The sequence below is a fragment of the Qipengyuania sp. SM2507 genome (assembly GCF_053714505.1).
The window spans coordinates 1,026,114-1,041,479 of the sequence record NZ_CM132307.1 but is presented as its reverse complement, the minus strand read 5'-3'; the positions used below and the strand labels follow the sequence as shown (position 1 = coordinate 1,041,479).

General features: G+C 64.2%; 15 protein-coding genes and 1 tRNA gene. 6 read left to right on the top strand and 10 right to left on the bottom strand.

Features of this window, described 5'->3' with window-relative positions:
- Positions 1-159 precede the first annotated feature (159 nt).
- Positions 160-486, top strand: coding sequence for a PilZ domain-containing protein (locus ACWIKC_RS05020; RefSeq protein WP_454599443.1), 327 nt, complete (start codon positions 160-162; stop codon positions 484-486).
- 218 nt (positions 487-704) lie between these two features.
- Here the strand turns inward: ACWIKC_RS05020 and ACWIKC_RS05015 are convergent, their stop codons facing one another.
- The 7 genes from ACWIKC_RS05015 to aspS all read right to left on the bottom strand — a co-directional run bounded on the left by ACWIKC_RS05015 (position 705) and on the right by aspS (position 6,630).
- A complete protein-coding gene (locus ACWIKC_RS05015; protein WP_454599021.1) occupies positions 705-1,118 on the bottom strand; it encodes a hypothetical protein in 414 nt (137 codons plus the stop codon).
- A 282-nt stretch (positions 1,119-1,400) separates the two neighbouring features.
- Positions 1,401-1,477, bottom strand: a tRNA-Met gene (locus tag ACWIKC_RS05010).
- A gap of 91 nt (positions 1,478-1,568) precedes the next feature.
- Positions 1,569-2,078 carry a 2'-5' RNA ligase family protein gene (locus tag ACWIKC_RS05005; protein ID WP_454599020.1) on the bottom strand — a complete coding sequence of 170 codons (510 nt, stop codon included), beginning with the start codon at positions 2,076-2,078 and terminating at the stop codon, positions 1,569-1,571.
- Between the two features lie 9 nt (positions 2,079-2,087).
- Positions 2,088-3,059: an endolytic transglycosylase MltG gene (gene mltG / locus ACWIKC_RS05000; protein WP_454599019.1), complete on the bottom strand. Its 972-nt coding sequence runs from the start codon at positions 3,057-3,059 to the stop codon at positions 2,088-2,090.
- Position 3,060: 1 nt separating this feature from the next.
- Positions 3,061-4,320, bottom strand: a complete 1,260-nt coding sequence (fabF, locus tag ACWIKC_RS04995) for a beta-ketoacyl-ACP synthase II (protein ID WP_454599018.1) — start codon at positions 4,318-4,320, stop codon at positions 3,061-3,063.
- Positions 4,321-4,418: 98 nt separating this feature from the next.
- Positions 4,419-4,655, bottom strand: a complete 237-nt coding sequence (locus ACWIKC_RS04990; RefSeq protein WP_057883643.1) for an acyl carrier protein — start codon at positions 4,653-4,655, stop codon at positions 4,419-4,421.
- Positions 4,656-4,812: 157 nt separating this feature from the next.
- Positions 4,813-6,630, bottom strand: coding sequence for an aspartate--tRNA ligase (aspS, locus tag ACWIKC_RS04985; RefSeq protein WP_454599442.1), 1,818 nt, complete (start codon positions 6,628-6,630; stop codon positions 4,813-4,815).
- A 166-nt stretch (positions 6,631-6,796) separates the two neighbouring features.
- On the opposite strand from aspS, the gene rnd reads away from it, so the two are divergent.
- Entirely contained in the window at positions 6,797-8,095 is a 1,299-nt protein-coding gene (gene rnd / locus ACWIKC_RS04980; RefSeq protein WP_454599017.1) for a ribonuclease D, read from the top strand.
- A complete protein-coding gene (locus tag ACWIKC_RS04975) occupies positions 8,092-8,988 on the top strand; it encodes a LysR substrate-binding domain-containing protein (protein WP_454599016.1) in 897 nt (298 codons plus the stop codon). The genes rnd and ACWIKC_RS04975 overlap by 4 nt, the downstream gene beginning before the upstream one ends.
- 18 nt (positions 8,989-9,006) lie before the next feature.
- Here the strand turns inward: ACWIKC_RS04975 and pgsA are convergent, their stop codons facing one another.
- On the bottom strand, positions 9,007-9,600 hold the full coding sequence (gene pgsA, locus ACWIKC_RS04970) for a CDP-diacylglycerol--glycerol-3-phosphate 3-phosphatidyltransferase (RefSeq protein ID WP_454599015.1): 594 nt from the start codon (positions 9,598-9,600) through the stop codon (positions 9,007-9,009).
- Between the two features lie 116 nt (positions 9,601-9,716).
- Between pgsA and ACWIKC_RS04965 the strand changes: the two genes are divergently transcribed.
- Positions 9,717-11,030 carry an MFS transporter gene (locus tag ACWIKC_RS04965; protein ID WP_454599014.1) on the top strand — a complete coding sequence of 438 codons (1,314 nt, stop codon included), beginning with the start codon at positions 9,717-9,719 and terminating at the stop codon, positions 11,028-11,030.
- On the opposite strand, the gene ACWIKC_RS04960 is transcribed toward ACWIKC_RS04965, so the two are convergent.
- Positions 11,027-11,218, bottom strand: a complete 192-nt coding sequence (locus ACWIKC_RS04960; protein ID WP_454599013.1) for a hypothetical protein — start codon at positions 11,216-11,218, stop codon at positions 11,027-11,029. The genes ACWIKC_RS04965 and ACWIKC_RS04960 overlap by 4 nt on opposite strands.
- A gap of 146 nt (positions 11,219-11,364) precedes the next feature.
- Here ACWIKC_RS04960 and ACWIKC_RS04955 point away from each other — a divergent pair, with 146 nt between their 5' ends.
- Positions 11,365-13,068 (top strand): thiamine pyrophosphate-binding protein, encoded by a 1,704-nt coding sequence (locus tag ACWIKC_RS04955; RefSeq protein ID WP_454599012.1) that lies wholly within the window; start codon positions 11,365-11,367, stop codon positions 13,066-13,068.
- On the opposite strand, the gene ACWIKC_RS04950 is transcribed toward ACWIKC_RS04955, so the two are convergent.
- Complete coding sequence (locus tag ACWIKC_RS04950; RefSeq protein ID WP_454599011.1) at positions 13,048-13,458, bottom strand: EVE domain-containing protein; 411 nt, start codon at positions 13,456-13,458, stop codon at positions 13,048-13,050. The two genes, ACWIKC_RS04955 and ACWIKC_RS04950, sit on opposite strands and share 21 nt — an antisense overlap.
- A gap of 195 nt (positions 13,459-13,653) precedes the next feature.
- On the opposite strand from ACWIKC_RS04950, the gene ACWIKC_RS04945 reads away from it, so the two are divergent.
- Entirely contained in the window at positions 13,654-15,318 is a 1,665-nt protein-coding gene (locus ACWIKC_RS04945) for a putative bifunctional diguanylate cyclase/phosphodiesterase (protein ID WP_454599010.1), read from the top strand.
- Positions 15,319-15,366: the final 48 nt, after the last annotated feature.

Genomic DNA, 15,366 nt, shown 5'->3' with positions numbered 1-15,366 from the left:
TGCTACGCTGAACCTTGCTCCATCCAAATTTGTCGTTTCTCTCCAAGGCGGCCAATCCGTCGCATGCTAAAACCGGTATGATAATTCCGATTATTCATAACCCGGAGAGCCGCCTTGGAGCGCAGAAGAAACAACCGTTCGATAACGAACAGGGAGGTTGTGGCGCACGATCCAGCGAGTCCGATCAAGGCTAGGATACTGGATCTCTCGGTCTCAGGGTGCAAGGCCCTGAGCGATAGTCGCCAGATAGCGCCGGGCGTGGCCGTACTCATTGACTTCTCCGAGAACACGACGATCGGCGGACAGGTCGTTTGGCGCGAAGCAGACTTGTTTGGCGTTCGTTTTGACCAGAATATCAGCGTAGAGACCGTTACGCTCTTCACTCAAGACGAGAGCGTTGAGATCAAGGGTGAGTCGTTCGTTCGCGATCGGTTCGGTCGGCGTCTTCCCAACCTGGGGGCCGGAACTTACTTGAACTGCAGTTAGAAGCGGGTCGCGACTGGCAGTCCCGAGGGGCGGCCCATGTCTTACCATCCAGTCGACGTCTTTTGCGGGACCATCAAATGGGCGCCCATGGTTGGGTCCTCGTCGCCGGCGAACCTAGTGCGATGATGGCTTAAACGGGATCCAATTGCCGAAAAACGACCCCTTTCTGCAGCGGGCCGACGGACCGCATGACCCGCCCCGCCCGCTGCAGACTGGTATCAGGTTTGGATGCGTTCGACAGTCGCAACATTGCCCTCGGGATCCTTGGAGGTCCAGACGCCGTTCTCATCGACTCCTTCGGTGTTGCATTGCTCCGTCGCACCTTCTTTGTCCTCGGTGTAGCAATACTGTTCGGGCGACTTCTGCACCCATGTGCCCGTCTCTACGACTTCCCCATCGACCATCCCGACATAGGTGCCATCCGCACGCAACTCTTCCATGATGACCACGCCTTCCGAAGTCGTGACCTTGTAATTGCCGGCCGCGGGCTGGCCGTCGGCGGCAAGCGCTTGCGTTTCGGGAAGCGCCTGCGCCTCGGGCATTGCAACGTCCTCGGTAGGTTCGGTCTGTGTATCGGCCTCAGAACAGGCGGCAACGGCCGCCAGCGCGGCGAAAAGCATGATCCGCTTCATTGAACATCCCCAATCCTGTCACGAAAGCAAACGCCTCGCCTTCGCGACTCGCGAACCCTGCTTGACAGTATAATGAAGCTGGAAATCTGCCAATATTTTCTTGGGACCGAGGATTGCGTAGCTCTCGCAACGTCGCAAAATGCTTGTGGCATCGCAAATATTGATGCGGGCCTTCCACTTTACTGGAGGACAACGCAGAATGATCCGTGAGAGTGGCCTGGTCCCGGCATGGGTGGCGGCCAGGTCAAACCCGATCCTGCGCAATGGCGGTGTTTCGAAAAGTGGTAGCGGAGGAGGGACTCGAACCCCCGACACGCGGATTATGATTCCGCTGCTCTAACCAGCTGAGCTACTCCGCCCCATGGGCGCTGCGCGGGGGCCGAAACCCTTGTGGCAGCTTCCCGCATGCGCGGGAACAGGCGGCGCGTTTAGGGCGGGGTCGCGATGCGGTCAACCGCGAAAGGCGAAGCGCCGCACGAACTCCCACGGACCGCCCAGATAGCGGTGCAGCGCCAGCCCCGGAAACGCGAATTCGCGCGGCTCGATGGTGCCGGCCAGCCGCGCCTGCAGCGCCTTGGCCTCTTTGGGCGCGACCTTGTTCTGGATCGTCACATGCAACCGCGGGCGGTGCTGGTCCTGCGCGGTCAGAAGTCCGTGAAGATGTTCGGCCACGGCGTCGCGCAGATCGAGGATGCCAGGGCTCGACAGCTTGAGCGCGGTGCCGCTGCCCAGCGGCATCAGGCCCTCCAGACGCGCACGGATCGGCGCGATGCTCCCCACCTCGCGCGCCAGCAGGCGGCGCAGCTCGTCCTCGCATTGCGGAGGGATGGCGTGGAACAGCGTGACATGCGCTTCGAGATGGTTGCGCCCGGGCGGGAAATGCGCGGTGCGCAGATCGGTGGCCCAGCGATGCAGTTCGGGCGGCAGTTCCGCCGTCAGGATGAGTGCCCCGTCCGCCACCGCCTAGTTCTACATTTCCCCGCGCTGACGCCGCAGCGCGAACCATTTCTCGACGTTGCGATTGTGCTCGGCGAGCGTCTCGGCGAAGGCGTGCCCCCCGGTGCCGTCGGCGACCATATAGCGTGCATCGGTGGCCTCGGGGTCGAGCACCGCAGCGATTGCCTCGCGCCCGGGATTGGTGATCGGCCCCTTGGGCAGGCCGGTCATCGAATAGGTGTTGTAGTCGTTGATATCGGCAATCTCCGACTGGCGGATGCGCCGGCCGAGCGGTTTGCCGCGCGTGATCGGATAGATGATCGTCGGATCGGCCTGGAGCATCATCCCGTCCCTGATCCGGTTGGAATAGAGCCCGGCGACCATCCGCCGTTCGCGCGCGACCCCGGTTTCCTTCTCGACGATCGAGGCGAGGGTCACCGCATCGCGGACATTGTCCACCGCTATATCGGGTTTGCGGCGCGGCCAGGCCTCGGCGAGATAGTTCTGCATCGCCGCCTGCATCCGTGCGAGCACCGCAGCGCGTTCTTCGCCGCGTTCGAAATCATAGCTGTCGGGCAGCACCGAGCCCTCGACCGGGACCGGGATCTCGCCCTGAAGCAGCGGCTCGGCCATCAGCCGCTCGTGGACGATGATCGACGGGGTGCCCTCTGGGATGGTGATCATCCGCCGGATCGGCTGTGAGTGCTGGAGGATATCGAGCAGCCCGGCCTGGCTGGCGCTGGCGGGGAGCAGGAACTCGCCCGCCTGGACCGGGTCGGAAGAGCCCAGGATCTTGGCGCGCAGCAGGAAGGAATCCGCCGCGGCGATCACGCCGTCTTCCTCCATCTTGTAGGCGACCGAAGTCAGCGTCGCACCCGAGGGAACGATGAAAGCGGTGTCCTCCTCGAGTTCGGCGCTGGAATACCAGCCGCTCGCGAACCAGATCGCGGCGAGCGCGACGAGGAGAGCGAGCCCGGCCGCGGCGATGCAGCCGATGCGTTTCATGTCAGTCGACCTTTTGCATGATCAGGCTGGCGTTGGTGCCACCGAAACCGAAGCTGTTGTTGAGCACCGCGCGGACATCGCGCTTCCTTGCCACCAGCGGCACCAGATCGACGCCCTCGGTGCCCTCGTCCGGGTTGTGGAGGTTGAGCGTGGGCGGGACGACCTGGTCGCGGATCGCCAGCAGGCAGAAGATGGCCTCGACCGCGCCAGCGCCGCCGAGCAGATGGCCGATCGCCGATTTGGTGCTCGACATCGAGGCACCGCCCAGATCCTTGCCGAAGACGCGCATCGCGGCGGCCAGTTCGATCGTGTCCGCCATGGTCGAGGTGCCGTGGGCGTTGATGTAATCGATGTCGCTCGTGTCGAGCCCGGCCTTCTTGAGCGCCATCCGCATCGCCAGTTCGGCGCCCTTGCCCTCGGGGTGCGGAGCGGTGACGTGATAGGCATCGCCCGACAGGCCGTAGCCGGTCACTTCGCCATAGATCTTGGCGCCGCGCGCCTTGGCGCGCTCGTATTCCTCGAGCACGACCACGCCCGCACCCTCGCCCATGACGAAACCGTCGCGGTCGCGGTCATAGGGGCGGCTGGCTTCGGTCGGGCGGTCGTTCATGCTCATGTTGAGCGCACGCGCCTGCGCGAAACCGGCGATGCCCAGCGGGTTGATGGTGCCTTCCGCGCCGCCCGCCAGCATCACGTCGGCATCGTCGTCGCGGATCATCCGCGCGGCATCGCCGATCGAATGCGCGCCGGTCGAACAGGCGGTGACCACCGCATGATTGGGGCCCATGAAGCCGTATTTGATCTGCACCTGGCCAGTGATGAGGTTGATCAGGCGTCCGTGGACGAAATGCGGGCTGACCCGGCCCGGGCCGCGCTCGTGCAGATTGACCGATTCCTTCTCGATCCCCGGCAGTCCGCCGATACCCGAGCCGATCGAGCAGCCGGTCCGCAACTTTTCTTCTTCCGACATGTCGGTGAGACCGGCGTCTTCGAGCGCCTGCCCGGCGGCGTCGATGCCGAAGATGATGAAGGGATCGACCTGGCGCTGGATCTTGGGGTCGACACGGCGATCGGGATCGAAGCCCCAGGCGTGGTCCTTGGGCTTCACCTCGCAGGCGATCTTGCACTTGTAGTCCGACGCATCGAAGTGGGTGATCGGCCCTGCGCCGCTTTCGCCCGCAAGAATGTTCTTCCAGACCGTTTCCACATCGCTCCCCAAGGGAGTGACCAGACCAAGCCCTGTAACGACCACTCGACGCATGTGTGTCTCCGAAAAATGCAACAGGCCCGGCCCGCTACCGGGTCGGGCCTGTCCGGTCCCGCTCGCTCACTGGCGGCGGGTTGAGCAGATGGGCCCGATCAGCCCTTGTGCTCTTCGATGTACTTGGTGGCGTCGCCGACGGTGGCGATCTTCTCGGCCGCATCGTCGGGGATTTCAACGCCGAACTCTTCCTCGAACGCCATGACCAGCTCGACGATGTCGAGGCTGTCTGCACCCAGATCGTCGATGAAGCTGGCTTCCTGGGTGACCTTGTCGGCCTCGACGCCGAGATGCTCGACGACAATCTTCTGCACGCGGTCGGCCGTATCGCTCATAATATTCTCTCTTGGCTTGGGGTTACCGATTTGTCTGTCGCCCTAATGAACGCGGCGAGGGAGCGCAAGAGGCTGGCGTGGCCCATCCGGACGCGGCTGCCGTAGCGGCCATGCCGGATGGAGGAGATTTTTGCCCCGCCGAACGCTCCCCGCCGGTTCAGTCGCCGATATTGTCGGTGCGGACTTTCTTGGCGTCGTCCACCTGCGGCGGCTCGATGGTGCGGATGCTGAGCTCGCGCAGCTGCTTGGCGCTGACCACCGAGGGCGCGCCCATCATCAGGTCCTGAGCGCGCTGGTTCATCGGGAAGGCGATCACCTCGCGGATATTGGGTTCGTCGGCGAGCAGCATCACGATGCGGTCGATCCCCGGAGCCGAACCGCCATGCGGCGGGGCGCCGAGCTTGAACGCCTCGATCATGCCCGAGAAGTTCGCATCGACTTCTTCCTTGGAGTATCCGGCGATCTCGAACGCCTTGTACATGATGTCGGGTCGATGATTCCGAATCGCGCCCGAGCTCAATTCGTAGCCGTTGCACACGATGTCGTATTGCCAGGCGAGGATATCGAGCGGGTCCTGGCTTTCCAGCGCCTCCATCTCGCCCTGAGGCATCGAGAAGGGGTTGTGGCTAAAATCGACGCGCTTGGCGTCCTCGTCATATTCGAACATCGGGAAATCGACGATCCAGCAGAATTTGAAGCAATTCTCCTCGATCAGCCCCAGCTCCTCGGCGACGCGGGTGCGCGCGGCGCCGGCCAGCTTGGCGGCGTCCTTCTCCTTGCCGGCGGAGAAAAACAGTCCGTCATTCTCGCCCAGCCCCAGCTCGTCGTAGAGCTTCTGCATGTTCTCGGGCCCGTGGTTCTTGGCGATCGGTCCGCCGAACTCGCCGCCCTTGCGGGTGACATAGCCCAGCCCGGCAAAGCCTTCGCGCCGCGCCCAGTCGTTCATGTCGTCGAAGAACTTGCGGCTCTTGTCCTGCGTCGCGGGCGCCGGGATCACCCGGACGCGCCCGCCGCCGCCGACGATCTTTTCGAACAGGCCGAAGCCCGATTTCTGAAAATGGTCGGTCACGTCCGAAATGATCAGCGGGTTGCGCAAATCGGGCTTGTCGGTGCCGTATTTGAGCAGCGCCTCGGCATAGGGGATGCGCGGGAATTCGCCTGCGGGGGTGACGCTCTTGTCGCCCGAAAACTCTTCGAACACGCCAGCCAGCACCGGCTCGATCGTCTGGAAGACGTCCTCCTGGGTGACGAAGCTCATCTCGAAATCGAGCTGGTAGAATTCGGGCGCACGATCGGCGCGCAGATCTTCGTCGCGGAAGCAGGGCGCGATCTGGAAATAGCGGTCGAAGCCAGAGACCATCAGCAGCTGCTTGAACATCTGCGGCGCCTGCGGGAGCGCATAGAAACGTCCGGGATGCAGGCGGCTCGGGACGAGATAATCGCGCGCGCCCTCGGGGCTCGACGCGCCAAGGATCGGCGTCTGGAACTCGGAAAAGCCCTGGTCGATCATCCGCCCGCGCAGGCTGGTGATGACCCGGTTGCGTAGCATGATGTTGGCGTGGACCCGCTCGCGGCGCAGGTCGATGAAGCGGTATTTGAGGCGGATGTCCTCGGGGTATTCCTGCTCGCCCGCAACCGGCAGCGGCAGTTCGCCGGCGCGGCTCTGTACGGTTGCCGAACGCGCATAGACCTCGATCGCGCCGGTGGGGAGGTTCGGATTGACCGTTCCCTCGCTGCGCGCCTTGACCGTGCCGTCGATGGTGACCACCGATTCCAGCTTGAGTCCGTCGAGCAGCGCCAGCGCTTCGCTGTCCTCGTCGGCGACGAGCTGCGTCATCCCGTAGTGATCGCGCAGATCGACGAACAGCACCCCGCCATGGTCGCGCTTCTTGTGCACCCAGCCCGACAGGCGGACGGTGTCGCCGACATCGTCCTTCGTCAGCGCGGCGCAGGTGTGGGTACGATAGGCGTGCATCTGGAAGTCTTTCACATTTGGGATGTAAGGCGCTAGAGGCGTCCATCGATTGGGCGTGGCGCGCTCCTTAGCAGGAAACGCGCGCGCTAACAGGGCATGACCAAAGCTTTGTCAAGGCGAGCGGTCGGCCGGGGGCGGTACTCCGCCCACAGAGAAGAAATGAACGATGAAAATCCACGAACTGATCACCACCACCGACGCGCTCGCCGAACTGTGCGAGCGTCTGGCGAAGAGCGATTTCGTCACCGTCGACACCGAATTCATGCGCGAGAACACCTATTGGCCCGAGCTGTGCCTGGTGCAGATCGCCAATCAGGAAGAGGCCGCGGCGATCGACCCGCTGGCCGACGGGATCGACCTCAAGCCGCTGTGGGATCTGATGTGCGACAATGAGGACGTGCTCAAGGTCTTCCACGCCGGGGGGCAGGACGTCGAGATCGTCCACAACTTCACCGGCAAGACTCCGCATCCCATCTTCGACACCCAGATCGCGAGCATGGCGATCAGCCAGTCCGAGCAGATCGGTTATGCCAATCTGGTCGAAAGCTGGCTGGGCTTCACGGTCGACAAGGGCGCGCGCTTCACCGACTGGAGCCGCCGCCCGCTGTCCGACCGCCAGATCGAATACGCCATCGGCGATGTCACCCATCTCTCGACCATCTTCCCGCGGATGCTCAAGAAGCTGATCAAGACCGGGCGCGGCGGCTGGCTCGATGCCGAGATGGACAAGCTCTCCGACCCCGCCAATTACGTCAACGAGCCGGGCGAGGCGTGGAAGCGCATCCGCCAGCAGGGTCGCAACCCCGCGGTGCTCGGCCGGTTGAAGGCGCTCGCCGCCTGGCGCGAGGGCGAGGCGCAGCACAAGAATATCCCGCGCGGCCGGATCGTGCGCGACGAGACGCTGTCCGATATCGCCGGCCACCCGCCCAAGAGCCAGGGCGATCTCGCCAAGGTCCGCGGGCTCTCCAACGCCTGGCGCGACAACGATATCGGCAAGCGGATGATGAAGGTCCTCGAACAGGCCGAGCCGTTGCCCAAGGAAGAACTGCCGCTCAAGATGAAACGCGGCGCGCCGCTGGGCAAGGAAGGCGCGCTGGTCGCAGACCTGCTCAAGCTGCTGCTCAAGATCCGCGCCCGCGAGATCGATGTCGCCTCGCGCCTGCTCACGCGCACCGAGGAGATGGAAGCGCTGGCCGCAGGGGTGCGCGACCTGCCGATCCTCCAGGGCTGGCGCTACGAAGTCTTTGGCAAGGACGCGCTCGAACTGGTCGAGGGCCGCACCGCCTTCGCAGTCAAGCGCGGCAAGCTGCACATGACGCATATGGAGAAATCCGCACAGCGGGAAGCCGACGCGCTCGATGACGATGACGATCTGTCCGACGAGGACCTGCGCGACAACGACGATTTCATCGATGAAGACGGCGACGGCGAGGACGATCGCGACGCCAAGCAGGCGGCCGGATGAGCACCTATCTGCCCACCATCAAGCAGCTGCAATATCTGGTTGCGCTGTATGAGCATGGGCATTTCGGGCGCGCCGCCGAAGCGAGCTTCGTTTCGCAATCCACGCTCAGCGCGGGTATCCGCGAGCTGGAATCGCTGCTCGGCGTGACACTGGTCGAGCGCAGCCGCCGCGTCGTACGCTTCACCGCGCTGGGTCAGGAAGTGACCGAGAAGGCGCATCGCATCCTGCGCGAAGCGGAGGAACTCTCCGATCTGGTCAAGGCGGCGGGCAAGCCGCTCGCCGGCCAGTTGCGCATGAGCGTGATCCCCACGATTGCGCCCTTCATGCTCCCTCGCATCCTCCCGCGGTTGCGGCGCGAACGCCCCGATCTCAAACTGATGCTGCGCGAGGAAACCAGCGCCGACGCGGTCGAATCGCTCCAGCATGGTCGCGCGGATTGCGTGCTGCTGGCGCTGCCCTTCGCCACAGGCGAGGTCGAGAAGGCGCATATCACCGACGACATCCTGCATGTGGCGCTGCCGCATGACGACCCGCGCGACCCGCCCGCCGAGATTCCGACGAGCATGCTCGAGGAAGGGCGGCTGCTGTTGCTGGAAGATGGCCATTGCCTGCGCGATCACGCGCTGGCGGCCTGCGACCGGCCGGGCCTGCGCGCCTCGGCTTCCATGATCGCCACCAGCCTCCACACTTTGGTGCAGATGGTCGACAACGGCCTTGGGGTCACCATGCTGCCGCAGATGGCGATCGATGCGGGGATATTGAACGGAACCCGGGTCGTCGCGCGCCCGCTTGAGGCTATCGATGCCAAGCGAGAAATCGCGCTGGTCTGGCGGAAGAACTCGCCGCGCCGCAGCGATTTCGAACTGCTCGCAGAAGAATTGCGCGCTGGCTGATCAGTCCAGTCCCGGCATTCAGTCCATGTGCTTGAGGCCGACCCGCAGATAGTCCCAGCCGGTGATCAGCGTCAGGATCGCGGCCGCCCATAGCGTCCAGATCCCCACCGTATGCGGCACGTTGAACAGCGTCTCGGCAGCGATGAAATTCCAGTTCGGAAGCGCACCGGCCAGGATCAGCGCGCCGAGCGAGACCATCTGGAAGGTGGTCTTCCACTTCGCCAGCCGGCTGACCGGCATCGAGACCTGCAACCCGCCGAGAAATTCGCGCAGGCCCGACACCGCGATCTCGCGCACCAGGATTATCAGCCCCGCGATGACATGGAAATCGCCCACCAGCGGTCCGCGCAGCCAACCTTGCGCGGTCAGCACGAGAATCACCGCGGCGATCATGATCTTGTCGGCGATCGGGTCGAGGAAGATGCCCAGCCGGCTGACCGCACCGCTCGAGCGCGCCAGATAGCCGTCGAAGTAATCGGTGATCCCCATCAGGCAGTAGAGCGCGAAGGCGAGGGCATAGCCCAGCTGCCAGTCGGGCCACCACAGCAGGAAGGCAAGCAATGGTACCGCGACGATGCGCGACAGGGTCAGAAGATTGGGCAGCGTCAGCATCGTCCACCCCCTAGCGCGGGATTGGGCCGGGCAAAAGCGCTGCTTTATCCTTTGTCAGCGCCCGGCGGTGCTCTAGGGGCGAGCGACCTGTCTTAACCAAGGACACGCGCGCGGATATGACCACCACGACCAGATTGCTGTCGCGAAGACGCTTCCTGCCGCTGTTCTGCACGCAATTGCTCAACGCCTTCAACGACAATCTCTACAAGACCGCGATGGTGCTGTTCGTGGTCTACAGCGTCTACAATTCCGAAGAGAGCGAATCGATGTTCTCGGGCATCGCTTCGGCGCTGTTCATCATTCCCTTCGTCGTATTCTCCGCGATCGCCGGGCAGCTGGCCGACATGCGCGACAAGGCGCGGATCATCCGGATCGTCAAATTGTGCGAATTCGGCATCATGACGCTGGGCGCCACCGGACTGTTCCTCGCCTGGCGCGGTATCGCGGTCGATGTCTTCGCGATTCCACTGATGTTGTTCGCGCTGTTCCTCGCCGGCGTCCAGTCGACCTTCCTCGGCCCGATCAAATACGCGATCCTGCCGCAGCATTTGCGCAGACGAGAGGTTCTGGCCGGCACCGGCCTGGTCGAGGCGGGCACCTATGTGGCGATCCTTGCGGGCACGATCCTGGCCGGGGTCATCCCGGTCGAATACGCCGCTGCGGGCATCCTGGTGACCGCGGTGATCGGCTATCTGGTGAGCCGCAAGATCCCCGACGCGCCGCCGATGGGCAAGGTCGAACCGATCGACTGGAATGTGTGGCGCAGCTCGATCCGCCTGATATCCGGCTGCATGCACGACCGGCAGGTGTGGTATGCAATCCTCGCGATCAGCTTCTTCTGGACCATCGGCGCGGTGCTGTTCATCCAGTTCCCGCCGCTGGCCAAGAACGTGCTGATGGCGAGCAAGGAAGTCGCCAGCCTGTTCCTGGTGATGTTCTCGATCGGGGTCGCGATCGGGTCGGTGAGCATCAACACGCTGCTCAGGAACGAGGTTTCGGCCAAATACGCGCCCGTATCGGTGATCGTGATGGGGGTGTTCGTGATCGGCTTCTACCTCATCGCACGCAACTGGAACGGCGATGTTTCGAGTGGCCTGCTGACGATCGGCGAATTCGTGGTCCAGCCGATGGCGTCGCTGCTGCTGCTCAGCCTGCTCGGGATCGCGATTGCGGGCGGCATGTTCGTCGTCCCGCTCTACGCCTTTCTCACCACAAGGGTGGCGCCCGAGCAGGCCTCGCGCACCATCGCGGCGAACAATATCGTCAATTCCTTCGCCATGGTCGGCGGATCGCTGCTGGCGATGGGCCTGACCGCGCTGGGCATGGCGGTGATCGAGCAGGTGCTTTTGAGCGCGGCGATGTGTCTGATTTCGGCCTGGCTCGGGCGCCGGCTTTACCGGATCGAACTCGCCGCAGAGGCGGGAGCCTAGACCAGGAAGGCGAGCGTCGCGGCGAAGGTGGCGAAATAGGTCGTCGCCACGCCGCGGACATCGCTAGCGGTCAGCCGCCAGGATTGCGGCCGCGGGTCGCTCTCCTCGATCTGGCGCACGTGCGGCGGAAGGCTGGCCCGAAAGGGGTGGCGGGCAGTTTCATCGGTGAGGACAAGGGATCTTCTCATGGCATGGTGTTAACCTTTCGGTAACCATAACGCTCCCCCCAAAATGCAAATTGCTCCGTTCTGGCACAGCATCGGGCAGCAATGCGCCGCACCCGGGGTGATTCCTGTCGATTGCCTGCGCGCGCGCGTCCGGTTAACCCCGACCAATGATTCAGACATCCCCCGCCGGCACGACGCCGGGTGCCGCCCGCCTGCTGGTCGACTGCCTTATCGAACAAGGCTGCGATCGCATTTTCACCGTGCCGGGCGAAAGCTTCCTGCCCGTGCTCGACGCGCTGCATGGCGAGACCCGGGTCGATGTGGTGACCTGTCGGCAGGAAGGCGGCGCCGCCTTCATGGCCTGCGCCGACGGGACCATGACCGGCCGCCCGGGCGTGTGCTTTGTCACCCGCGGGCCCGGCGCCACCAACGCCAGCATCGGGGTCCATGTCGCGATGCAGGATTCGCAGCCAATGATCCTGTTCGTCGGCGATGTCGCTTCCTCGATGCGCGACCGCGAGGGCTTTCAGGAGATGGATTTCGCCGCCTTCTTCGGCCCGATCTGCAAATGGGCCGCGCGGATCGACGATGCTGCGCGCATTCCCGAATATGTCGCCCGCGCCTATGCCACCGCGATTGCAGGGCGGCCGGGTCCGGTGGTGCTGGCACTGCCCGAGGACATGCTCGGGCAAGCGGTCGATGCCGTACCACGCCCCTTCGTCGCCCGCCCCGCGCAGGCGCCCTGCCCCGACGCGATGCAGGCGATGATGGCGCTGATCGCCGATGCCGCCGCGCCCATCGCCATCATCGGCGGGGCGGGCTGGAGCGCCAAGGCGCGCGCGCATTTCCAGCTTTTCGCCGAACGGCTCGGCCTTCCGGTCGCGACAGCCTTCCGCCGCCAGGATGCGATCAGCCCGTCGAGCCCGGTCTATGCCGGCAATCTCGGCTATGGTCCCAATCCGAAGCTGGTGGAGCGAGTACGGGATGCCGACCTCGTCATCGCGGTCGGCGCCCGGCTCGGCGAGGCGACCACCGATGGCTACACCGTGCCCGCGCTGACGGGTCCGGACCGCACACTGGTCCATATCCACCCCGACCCCGAGGAGTTGTCGCGGGTCTACCAGACCGATCTCGCGATCTGCGCCGACATGGGCGAATTCGCCGAATCCGCCGCTTTGTGGGATGATGACGCGCCGATCGATTTCGACGCCGGGGCGCAGGCGCATGCCGAGTGGCTGCAATGGGCCACAGCCCACCCGACCGAGCACGCGCTCGACATGGGGGCCTGCGTCCAGTTCATGCGCGACACGCTCCCCGCGGATACGGTCATCTGCAACGGCGCGGGCAATTTTTCGGGCTGGTGGCACCGCTACTGGCGCTACGAGGGCTTCCCCAGCCAGCTCGCCCCGACTGCCGGGGCGATGGGCTACGGCGTTCCCGCCGCGGTCGCCGCCTCGAGCCGCTTTCCCGACCGCATGGTCGTCGCACTCGCGGGCGATGGCGATTTCCTGATGAACGGGCAGGAGCTGGCGACTGCGGTCCAGCACGGCTGCGACATGATTGTGATCGTGGTCGACAACGGCGCCTACGGCACAATCCGCATGCATCAGGAGCGCGAGTTCCCCGCGCGGATATCCGCCACCGAACTCGTCAATCCCGACTTCGCCGCGCTGGCAGAGGCCTTCGGTGGCTGGTCGGCGCGCGCCGAGACCACGCAGCAGTTCAAGGACGCGCTGGTCGCCGCGAAGGGGCGCAGCGGGCTGCGCCTCATCCATTGTCGCATCGAGATCGAACAGCTCGCCGCCAGCGGCGCCAGTGTCAGCGGCTTGCGCGCTCGTGCCGCCCCGTCATCAGATACCGGCCATACTTAGGATCACCGACCATTCGTCGGGCGCGATCTCGGCGACCGACAGCCGAGAATAGCGCACCAGCTGGCACTCGGCGAGCTTGGGCTCGGCCTTGATCTGCTTGAGCGTCACGGGATGCGGCAGCTTGGTCTTGGGCTTGACCTTGACCGCGGCCCATTTGCCTTCGGGACCGGTCGGATCGGTGATGCCCGCCACGCTGATCTCGCAGATCCCGACGATTTCGAGCCCTTCGCGCGAGTGATAGAAGAACGCCTGGTCCCCCACCGCCATCGCCGCGAGATTGTTCTTGGCCTGATGGTTGCGCACTCCGTCCCATGTGCCCTCGCCTTCGGCGACGAGATCGTCCCAGCCATATTTGAACGGTTCGGATTTCATCAGCCAGTAGCGGGGCATGGGGGCAGGGTCCTTATCTCGTGGGGTCTCGTCGCGTTTCGGTTGCGGCGGCGATAGGCAATCCCCGCGCGCTCCGCCACCGCCAATCCGGAGGTTTTTCGGGCGCGCATGGTGCCCGCAGCCGGCACGCTTAACCGGTTCTTCAGCCTCTTCGGGCATAGGTTCCTCGGTCGCTCAGCATGAAGGGGGCGAAACTTGACTGAACCAACGTCATTCCGCCAGGCGGTGACCGATAAATTCTCCCAGTCCGGCCGCCGGGAAAGGGACGTCGTCGCGTTCGGCATCGCCGCCGCTGCGATCATCCTTTTCATTGGCACCGGTGGAACGGTCATGCCCCAATTGGTCAGCGCGTGGCGCGGGCTGGCCGAACAGCCCGATCTGCTGCTGACCAATGCGCTCCTGCTCAACATCGCCCTGATCCTGCTGGGCTGGAACCGCTACAAGTCGATGCATGCCGAACTGGGCGATCGCCGCCGCTCGGAAGAGGAAGCCCGGCGGCTCGCTGAAATCGACCCGCTTACCGGCTGCTACAACCGCCGCAGCATCGCTCCGGCCATGGCCGAGCTGCTCGCCGAGGCCCAAAGCGAAGGCCGGGCGCTGGCGGTGATCCTGGTCGATCTCGACAATTTCAAACAGGTCAACGACCTCAACGGTCACAATGTCGGCGATGCCGTCCTCACAGAGACTTCGGAGCGGATGGGCGACATCCTGCCCGCCGATGCCCTGCTCGCGCGGCTGGGCGGCGACGAATTCGCCGCTGCGGTTGTCTATGATCCGGTCATGCCCGACAAGATCGAGCATCTCGCCTCGCTCCTCATCGAGCGCGTCGCCCAGCCGATCGCGGTCAACGACACCGTAATCGAGATCACCATGTCGGTGGGCATCGCCAGCAGCGTCAATCTCGTCAGGCCGGTGGATGCCGAGATCTCGACCCGGCTGATCCACAAGGCCGATATCGCGATGTATCAGGCCAAGAAACAGGGCAAGAACCGCTTCTTCTGGTTCGAACCGGCGATGGAACAGGAATTGCGGTTCCGCAACGAGCTGGAAAGCGGCATCCGCAAGGGCATCGCGAAGGGCGAATTCGTCCCCTTCTACGAACAGCAGATCGATCTCGAGACCGGCGAACTCGTGGGCTTCGAAATGCTCGCGCGCTGGCTCTCGCCAGAAATGGGCGTGGTCGGGCCCGATATCTTCATCCCCATCGCCGAGGAAATCGGCGTGGTCGCGGAAATGTCCGAGAACCTGATGAAGCAGGCTTTCGAAGACGCCAAGCGCTGGAACCCCAAGCTGACGCTGTCGGTCAATATCTCGCCGGTGCAGATGCGCGATCCGTGGTTTGCGCAAAAGCTGATCAAGCTTCTGCTGCAGCACAATTTCCCGCCCTCGCGTCTGGATATCGAGATCACCGAGAGCGCGCTGCACGACAATGTCGGGTTGGTGCGCAGCATGATAACCAGTCTGCGCAACCAGGGTGTCCGCGTCAGCCTCGACGATTTCGGCACTGGCTATGCCAGCCTGTCGCAATTGCGTTCGCTGCCCTTCGACCGCCTCAAGATCGACCGCAGCTTCATCCGCGAACTCAACACCGGCGAGGCGGGCTCCCAATTGGTCGATGCCATCATCTCGATGGGCAATGGGCTCAAGATGCCGATCACAGCGGAGGGGATCGAGAACGAGGTCATTCTCGATTTGCTGCGCAAGATGGGCGGGCTCAAGGGCCAGGGTTACCATTACGGCCGCCCCGAACCCGCCGACCAGGTGCTGACCCGGCTCCAAGACAGCGGACTGCTTTCGGGAGCCGAGACCAATGCCGCCGATCAACTGGCCCGGCCGATCGTCGGCAATCGCGCGGTCTGACTCGCCCCGGGGTGGAAATTCGCCGCCCGGCGGCATAGATGCGCGCAG

Excerpts from the sequence above, each read along its gene's own strand:
- ACWIKC_RS04950 (WP_454599011.1), bottom strand. The coding sequence starts at position 13,458 with ATGCCCCGCTACTGGCTGATGAAATCCGAACCGTTCAAATATGGCTGG.
- pgsA (WP_454599015.1), bottom strand. The coding sequence starts at position 9,600 with ATGCTGACGCTGCCCAATCTTCTGACCCTGTCGCGCATCGTCGCGGTA.
- ACWIKC_RS04960 (WP_454599013.1), bottom strand. The coding sequence starts at position 11,218 with ATGAGAAGATCCCTTGTCCTCACCGATGAAACTGCCCGCCACCCCTTT.
- mltG (WP_454599019.1), bottom strand. The coding sequence starts at position 3,059 with ATGAAACGCATCGGCTGCATCGCCGCGGCCGGGCTCGCTCTCCTCGTC.
- fabF (WP_454599018.1), bottom strand. The coding sequence starts at position 4,320 with ATGCGTCGAGTGGTCGTTACAGGGCTTGGTCTGGTCACTCCCTTGGGG.
- aspS (WP_454599442.1), bottom strand. The coding sequence starts at position 6,630 with ATGCACGCCTATCGTACCCACACCTGCGCCGCGCTGACGAAGGACGAT.
- ACWIKC_RS04955 (WP_454599012.1), top strand. The coding sequence starts at position 11,365 with ATGATTCAGACATCCCCCGCCGGCACGACGCCGGGTGCCGCCCGCCTG.
- ACWIKC_RS04965 (WP_454599014.1), top strand. The coding sequence starts at position 9,717 with ATGACCACCACGACCAGATTGCTGTCGCGAAGACGCTTCCTGCCGCTG.
- ACWIKC_RS05015 (WP_454599021.1), bottom strand. The coding sequence starts at position 1,118 with ATGAAGCGGATCATGCTTTTCGCCGCGCTGGCGGCCGTTGCCGCCTGT.
- ACWIKC_RS04990 (WP_057883643.1), bottom strand. The coding sequence starts at position 4,655 with ATGAGCGATACGGCCGACCGCGTGCAGAAGATTGTCGTCGAGCATCTC.
- ACWIKC_RS04975 (WP_454599016.1), top strand. The coding sequence starts at position 8,092 with ATGAGCACCTATCTGCCCACCATCAAGCAGCTGCAATATCTGGTTGCG.
- rnd (WP_454599017.1), top strand. The coding sequence starts at position 6,797 with ATGAAAATCCACGAACTGATCACCACCACCGACGCGCTCGCCGAACTG.